This window comes from Actinomadura sp. NPDC048394, assembly GCF_040651755.1.
Classification (GTDB): domain Bacteria; phylum Actinomycetota; class Actinomycetes; order Streptosporangiales; family Streptosporangiaceae; genus Spirillospora; species Spirillospora montaniterrae.
Genome location: NZ_JBEZJL010000158.1, coordinates 1 through 6,653, shown reverse-complemented (window position 1 = coordinate 6,653; position 6,653 = coordinate 1). Strand labels below are relative to the sequence as shown.

7 protein-coding genes and 1 pseudogene are annotated in these 6,653 nt (G+C 70.4%); 7 read left to right on the top strand and 1 reads right to left on the bottom strand.

From position 1 onward, the window contains the following. Positions 1 to 107: 107 nt before the first annotated feature. Positions 108 to 791: a hypothetical protein gene (locus AB0C78_RS50335; protein ID WP_360762853.1), complete on the bottom strand. Its 684-nt coding sequence runs from the start codon at positions 789 to 791 to the stop codon at positions 108 to 110. 327 nt (positions 792 to 1,118) lie between these two features. On the opposite strand from AB0C78_RS50335, the gene AB0C78_RS50330 reads away from it, so the two are divergent. From AB0C78_RS50330 to AB0C78_RS50300, 7 genes and pseudogenes are all read left to right on the top strand, one after another. Next, positions 1,119 to 1,865, top strand: coding sequence for a DUF2786 domain-containing protein (locus AB0C78_RS50330; protein ID WP_360762851.1), 747 nt, complete (start codon positions 1,119 to 1,121; stop codon positions 1,863 to 1,865). A gap of 356 nt (positions 1,866 to 2,221) precedes the next feature. Then, entirely contained in the window at positions 2,222 to 2,608 is a 387-nt protein-coding gene (locus AB0C78_RS50325) for a hypothetical protein (RefSeq protein ID WP_360762848.1), read from the top strand. Positions 2,609 to 2,696: 88 nt separating this feature from the next. Continuing rightward, a complete protein-coding gene (locus AB0C78_RS50320; protein ID WP_360762845.1) occupies positions 2,697 to 3,299 on the top strand; it encodes a hypothetical protein in 603 nt (200 codons plus the stop codon). A gap of 83 nt (positions 3,300 to 3,382) precedes the next feature. After that, a complete protein-coding gene (locus tag AB0C78_RS50315) occupies positions 3,383 to 3,766 on the top strand; it encodes a hypothetical protein (protein WP_360762842.1) in 384 nt (127 codons plus the stop codon). Between the two features lie 543 nt (positions 3,767 to 4,309). Next, positions 4,310 to 5,725 carry a hypothetical protein gene (locus AB0C78_RS50310; RefSeq protein ID WP_360762839.1) on the top strand — a complete coding sequence of 472 codons (1,416 nt, stop codon included), beginning with the start codon at positions 4,310 to 4,312 and terminating at the stop codon, positions 5,723 to 5,725. Positions 5,726 to 5,819: 94 nt separating this feature from the next. Next, entirely contained in the window at positions 5,820 to 6,449 is a 630-nt protein-coding gene (locus AB0C78_RS50305) for a hypothetical protein (RefSeq protein ID WP_360762836.1), read from the top strand. Positions 6,450 to 6,519: 70 nt separating this feature from the next. Further along, positions 6,520 to 6,653: pseudogene (locus tag AB0C78_RS50300) on the top strand (SufD family Fe-S cluster assembly protein); the annotation flags it as partial.

Here is a 6,653-nt window from a genome sequence, read left to right as displayed (position 1 = left end):
GGGCTGTCTTCTTTACCGCGGTAAAGAAGACAGCCCGCCTCGCGATGGCGATGGCCATCGTTCTGCCCGAGTCGTCGGAGCCGCTGGGCTTCCCCGGAGGTGTCGACTCAAAGCATGCGCACGGAATTGAGCGCCTGTGCGGCACTAGTTGATCGCGCGGGAGAGACTCCAGTCCGTGACGATAGGTCGTCAATCTCCTCAACAGCGAGCTTCATCTGTGCCCTGAGACTCTCGCCCGTGTGGGAGGTTGGTTTGGCGCGGAGGACCAGCTCGATACCTTCGGCCCACTCATCGATGTCGGCATTGGTCGTCAGCTCTTCCCAGCAGGAGAGCAGGGCCTTGGCCAGGGCGCGTAGTTCGTGTTCTGGGGTGTCCGTGGTTGGGGCAGTGTCGTCCAAGGCTTCGGTGGACACGTGAAGGCGCGCCGCGGTGACCTTTCTGGCGAGGAGTTCGATCCGGTCGTCGATACCTTGTCGGCTGCGGAGTCCGGCGGCTGGCATGACGTGCTTTGGTTTGAGGCCGTCGGCCTTGGCGGCCCGTACGGCCCACAGGTGCAGGCGGTCGAGTTCTTCCTGGGCGAGACGTACCAGGAGTAGAGCGTCAAGAACATTCCCCTGGGCGTCGACGGCGCGCAGTTTCTTCCGCCTGCGGAGAGCGAAGTCGATGACGCCGGCGAGGTGTTCTGGGGCAGGGAAGTCTTCCAGGCCCGTGTGGTCGTCGTGGCGGGCTCTGATCCGCTCGACCACGTCCTTGGCTGTGAGTCCGTAGGGGAGAGGCAGCGGCTTGCGCATCAGGGCATCATCTCAAAAACGTCAGTAAGACACTGACGTCCGGGGTGCGGCGGCATCTTCCGTTGGTCTGGCGTAGGTGCCCGCACCTTCTCATCTGTGGTCATCGGGCTGGAGATCCCCTCTTGCTGTTACAGCTTTCACCGAGGAGGGGAGCGGCCCGGGTAGAGGCGTGACCTGCACCGGTGCGCCGTGATTCCTAAGACCGACTAGAGCGCCTTTTGACGAAGTAGCTTAAACATGTATTATTTTTCACGTCGAAACCGGTTGGAGTGGGGGTGGCACTCCGCGCCAACCGGCACCCACCACACCGAGGAACAGGGAGTGCTCATGAGTGCGACGGATCGTGCGAAGGTCGAGGAGAAGGTTCGCAAACTGCTCGCTCAGGCGGCTGACCGAAGCACCACGTCTGACGAGGCGGCCACGTTCGCGGCTCGGGCGGCGGAGCTGATCGCCCGCTACGACCTGGACGAGGCCGTCATCCGGGCCGAGGCCGGTGAAGACCCGGAGGGGGTCGGTCTCCTGCGGTTCGAGGTCAGCGGCCGGGGAGGGCATGGCCGGTACCGCGTGCAGGCGCTGGCGTACATCGCCGGAGCCTACGGATGCCTGGTCGTGTCCGAGGGCAACGACTCTGGCCCGCAGGACCGGACGATGCTGATCGTCGGCACGGCATCGGCGTTGGAGGCCCTCAAGCTCCTGCTGCCTGCGTTCGTGCTCCAGATGGAGCAGGCCGGGGCCAGGGACGCGCGGAGGGCGGTGGCTCATCTGCGTCAGGGGGCGCGAGCCGCTGCCCGCCGCCGCTTCTTCCGGTCGTTCCTGGTCGGCTGGGGCTGGAGCGTCCGGGAGCGGATCAAGCAGGCCCGAGGCCAGATCGCCGAGGAGGTGCAGGGGACCACCGGCGCGCTGGTCCTGGTGACCGACGCCGATCGCGTCCGCGCCGAGTTCCAGCGGCGTTTCTCGGATGTGGGCAAGGCGCGCAGCCTCGGCGCGCTGTCGAGCGAGGGCGCCCAGGCCGGGGCCGCCGCGGGGGAGCGGGCGGACCTGGGGACGGGCCAGCTGGGATCCGGCGGCGCGTGATGCTGCGGAGCTGAGCAGCCAGCTCGCTTGAGCGGGCCGTGTGCGGGGACAAGCCATCCCGCACACGGCCCGCTCGCATGTGAGCCGCACGTCGTCGAGGACACCTCGTATCACGCGCGTATCGGGAGCGGGAACCGGAAGCTCGTGGACGCCGGCGGCGGCCGCGCAGGGCCCGGAAGGTGCCACTCGGCCTACACGAGTCGGCTAGGGGGAGCGCGGGGCACGCGTGGCCGCACCACCCGCGACCTGGCCGGACGCTTGACCGTGGCGAATGATGCATGTATTGTTTTTCATGTCGGGACGGAGTGGCCCGCCCCGACGCCCACCGCACGACCACGACCGAGAAGGAGTAGAGCATGAGCGTGACGAGCAGCGGGATGCGCGTGACGAACGCCGACCGGGCCGAGCAGGGCCGTGCCGCCCTGAACACCTACCTCGCGCAGCAGGGCCTCGCGGCCGACCCGTCCGGCGACCACAGCCCGCACCAGGTACAGGGGCTGATCACGGCCCTGCTCCACCTGCTCGACACCGCCGACAGCCCGGCCGACGTACTGGCCCGAGCGCTGGTCGACTACGACGAGCAGGCCCGCGCCGAGGACACCGGAAACGGGTTCACCGGTTTCAACGGCGTGGGCGGCGAACTGATCGCCGCCGTCCTGGACCTGGCCGACAAGGAGTGCACGACCGACGCGATCAACACCCTGCTGTACGGGCTGATCGGCCACAACGAGCGCCGGGACTGACCCGGCCCCCCGGGGGGCGGGGGAGTGGCTTTCCCCGCCCCCCGGGACGCACACCCACCACATCGCATCGAACACGAAGGAGTACCCCATGACACGCATGCCCTGGTCCGCCGCGGACGAGAATGCACAGGAGTTCATCGAGCGGATCGAGCGCGCGGCCGACGAGGTCCCCTACAGCCGGTACGCCGCCAGCGAGGCCGAGGACTTCCCCCGCGCCTTCCGGTTCGCCCGGTCCAAGGAACGGCACGTGCGGGCGCTGCGCCGCACGATCGTCCGGGCCCAGGCGATCCTTGCCGAGTGGGAGGAGGAGGCCCGCACCGTCGGCCTCACCATCACGCCTGCGGGGACGCCGGACCAGCCGAGCATCGAGGACCGGATCCGGGCCGCCCGCGCGGCGGTGGCCGCGCATGACCGCATCCTGCTCACCTCCGACCCGGAGAACGTGACCTCCCTGGTCGTCGGGCTGCTGCACCTACTGACCGAGGAGGACTTCCCGGCCGCCGTGCTGGCCGCCGCGATCGAGATGTGGGCCTGGGAGCGCAAGGCGGAGGGCGACGCCGACACGCCCCCGATGTCCGACCACTTCCTCGCGCTGGCGTCGGATGTGATGGGCCACCTGCTGCACGGCGCCGACCGGATGAACCAGGGCGCGGCGATGGCCCTGCTGCACCTGGCGACCGGCGAGGTCTGACCCTCCAGGGGCGGGGGAGCGGTGGCAGCTCCCCCGCCCCGGCACCACCCACCACACCATCGAGCGAGAAGGAGAAGCCAAGCATGAGCACCCCCACCCTGGAGCAGGTCGTGGAGTTCCTCACCGGCCACGCCGACGACCACGCCCTGGACGTCGTGTTCGACACGGCCAAGGCGCGCCGCGCGGAGCTGGCCAGGATCCAGGCGTCCACGATCCGGACGGGCGCCACCGTCCGGACACGCGACGTCAGGCCCAAGTACATGTGCGGCCTGACCGGCGAGGTCAGCGGCATCCGGACCCGTGCGGGCCGCTCGAACGCGGAGGTGCTGCTCGACGAGGACAGCAGCGAGGCCCTGCGGCGGCAGGGCAGTGGCGCTGAGAGGTACGCCCTCACCGACCACGAGACCGGCCGCAAGATGATCCGGCTGCCCCTGGAGGCGCTGGAACTGGTCTCGCCGGAGCGGTAACCCGCTGCCGCACCGTCTCGGGCCCCGGGGGCTTCCCCCGGGGCCCGAGACTTTCCCTGCTGCCCTGTGCTTTCGCGACGACGGAGCGCATGCCCAGCGCCGGGCCTGAGCGGTAGAGGGATGCCGAAGTGCGCGACCAGAGAAGCGGAGCGCTCGGCATGCTCGCCGTCCGGAAGGGGCGGGCTGCGCCGGAGGTCTCGGAGCTGGCCCGGCGCGGCGGGTGCCGAGTGCGGAGATGCAGCGGGCCGGCGGGTTCCGCCCGAAGGCGTGTGGCATCCCGCCGGCCCTTAACCCACCACACGCCGAACTACCGAAGGAAGCTCAACGCGTGAGCCTCCCAGTTTAGGCCCACCGGCCCGCAGGCCGCCGCCATCGCGGAAGTGGGAGCGACCGCCGTCCCGGCTCAGCCGTGGCCCGGCGATCCCTGGGACCTGCGACGACACTGCCGACATGTAGATTATTAATGTAATATTCTACATGTCGGTATGCGGGTGTGGCGCCCGGACCCGACATCCCCACCGCACTCCATGGAAGGTGAACGCGATGACAGAACCGCGCGCCGCGGCGACCCCCGGGCACGGCTCGGAGGCCGGCCGGGCAGTGCAGATCCGCCTGCCGGACGACGGCCCCGATCCGGTCGGCGCACCGTACTGGATCTTGAACTGGGGTCTGGGCGTGGACTCGACGGCGATCCTGGTACGGCTGTTCCAGCTCCTGGAGGTACTCGACCGCAAGGGGATGACCGGCCGGGAGCGCGACGAGGCGCTGGCCGCCCGGCTGGGACTGCCCGGCTTCCGCCTGGACCGCCTGGTGGTCATGGTCGCGCTGCTGGGCAGCGAGTGGCCCCTGACCGGTGAGCTGGCGCAGCGGGAGATCGTGCCCCGCCTGGCCCGCTGGCGCATCCGGCTGGTTCAGGTCGCCAGATCGGGCCCGGCCAAGGCCGACGGCGTGACGACCCTGGACGACTCCACCACGCCCACGCACCTGCACCTGGAGGGCGACTACACCCTGTTCATGGAGAGCGTCCGCAGCGGGACGATCCCCCAGCTCGGCGGCGTCCGCAAGTGCTCACTCAAGCACAAGGGCGAGCCGCTGGACGCCAAGGTCGCCGAGATCGTCGGGGGCAGCCCCTTCTACCAGATCATGGGGTTCGAGGCCGGAGAGTCCTCGCGCTGCGACCGGGACGCCCGAGCCGACACCGCGCAGCGCACAGGCGTGTACCCGCTGCGGGCGTGGGGGTGGACCAGGGAGGTCTGTGAGCGGTTCATCCGCCGCCGGATCGGGGTGCACTGGCCCAAGAGCGCGTGCCTGTTCTGTGTCTTCGCCCTGGCCTCGGAGGCCGGGAGGGAGCGGGTGCTGCGCATGCTGGCGGCCGCGCCCGAGCTGGCCTGGGAGCCGCTGCTGATGGAGCGGATCGCGGTGACGCTCAACCCCACCCAGACCCTCATGGCCGACGGCTCGCTGCACGACCTGATGCAGGAGCGCGGGCTGCACCGGGCACTGGAGATGTTCGAGGCCCGGGTGGAGGCGATGGACTGGTCGCTGGTGGAGGTCCGCCGGCCGATGAACGCCCAGGACGGCGATTCCTTCCGTCGCGGGGGCACCGCCCGCGACCTGACCGTGCACCGCACCGGGCCGCGCGCCGCCATGCTCGCCGCGCTCGGCGAACTGGCCGCCGTGGGCCACCGCGACGCCCACCGGAGCGTCCCGGCCGATCCGCGCTACCCACGGGTGTGGCTGCACCCGCGCGCCGCGACCTTCCCGACCCTGGACCACCTGTTCGCGGTCGTGCCCGCCTACGTGGCCACCAAGCAGGCCCCGGCCTTCCCCAAGCTGTGGGCCGCGGTGACCGCCGCGACCGGATACCGGCCCCCTGCCCTGCCGGGCGTCGGCCGCGACGAGCAGACCGACCTGCTCGCAGGTACGGCGTCGGCCAACGCGGTACCCGCTACGTCGTAGCTATTATTTCATGTATAGTTTTATTTGTGGGCACCTGTGGTGTGGCGCCGCAGGGGCCCATGGCCCACCACACGACACGGCCGAGGAGGCTGCAATGCGTGAACCATCACCCACCGGCGCACAAACCGCGCCGGAGGCCGACGGCGAGATGGCGGAACTGCTCCGCCGGGCGGAGGCGCTCGGGCTGGAGCCCGAGGACCTGGACGGGCTCGTGCACGACACCGCCAGCAGGACGGCGTCCGCGGTCAACAACGACGGGCTCGGCTCCCAGATCGGGTTCCTGGTCGACCACCACGGCGCCGACCGGGCGCGAGCACTGATCGAAGACTGCCGCCCCGGTCCGCTGGACGACGTCGCCGACCTGCGGGGCAGCATGATCGACGGGTACACCAGCGAGACCGTCGGCTCGGTCCTCGGCCGCGTCAGCGACGCCTCGGGCGTCCTGCTGGTGTGCGTCTGGGACTACGTCGACGACTACGGCGTCGGCGGCAACTCCCAGTTCTACATCCAGGACGCCGAGGGGCGCCTGCGCGAGCTGGTCGGCGACCTGTGGCCCTGGCTCAACGGCGACCCCGACGACCCCGACACCCCCGGTTCCCCCGGCGCGCCCGAGAGCTGGATCGGGGACGAGGCGGAGATCACCACGGACGAGCTCCACCACACCGACGGCTCGCACAACTACGCGCGCCGCGGCGACGACGAGCCCGCACCGCCCACCGAGTAAGTACCCGTCGGCAGGCTGCGCCCGGCGCTGACGGGCGCAGCCGATCCCGCCGACCCCGCGGCGTGGCGCCGCGGTGCCGAACTGCCGCAGCCGCGTCGACTACCGCGGTGCGCTGCAGGACCAGGACGCGCACGCCGTCTGGATCGGCGACGTGATCATCCGCGCGGAGGCGGAGGGCACCGACACCTACGAGCTGAACCGCAA